Origin of the sequence: Rhodococcus sp. EPR-157 (assembly GCF_001647195.1) — a bacterium.
Taxonomy (GTDB): Bacteria; Actinomycetota; Actinomycetes; order Mycobacteriales; family Mycobacteriaceae; genus Rhodococcoides.
The window spans coordinates 1-511 of sequence record NZ_LVCV01000199.1 but is presented as its reverse complement, the minus strand read 5'-3'; the positions used below and the strand labels follow the sequence as shown (position 1 = coordinate 511).

Sequence of the window (511 nt, the reverse complement as noted above, 5' to 3'; positions counted from 1 at the left end):
ACCACCGAGGTTTTTCGCCCCCGCAGCCACGACCGCTGATTTGCCCTGTAGCGAGTTGGTCATCCGAATCTCCTGTCGCGTTGATGTCGATCTCGAGACCAACGGTAGGGTCGGGATGCACAATTGAAAAACGCAAAGAATGCGTGCTTGCACAACCAGTGCTTGTGGAAGGAATGAGATGACGCCTCTGTCGACCCCCCAGTTGGACCTCCGCCGACTGCGCCAGTTCGTTGCCGTCGCCGACACCGGGTCGCTGACTGCCGCCGCGGCCATGCTCTTCGTTTCACAACAGGCAATGAGTAGTGCCATGCGTCAGCTCGAGAAGGACCTGGGGGTGCGACTGCTCGATCGACGCGGTCGCTCTACCGTCTTGACCGCGGCCGGCCTCGAACTCCGCCAGGGCGCGTCGATGCTCCTCGCTGCCGCCGACTCGTTGGGTGCAGCGACTCGGCGGGCAGCGCTGGGAGAAGCGCCCCCGTTCGTCGTCGGACACACTCCCGCAATCACATCC

At 63.0% G+C, this 511-nt stretch carries 1 protein-coding gene; it reads left to right on the top strand.

What is annotated here, in order from left to right; all coding sequences use genetic code 11:
* Nucleotides 1-178 precede the first annotated feature (178 nt).
* Nucleotides 179-511, top strand: a 333-nt coding sequence (locus tag A2J03_RS09210) for a LysR family transcriptional regulator (protein WP_156520286.1), incomplete at its 3' end; no start/stop codon positions are given.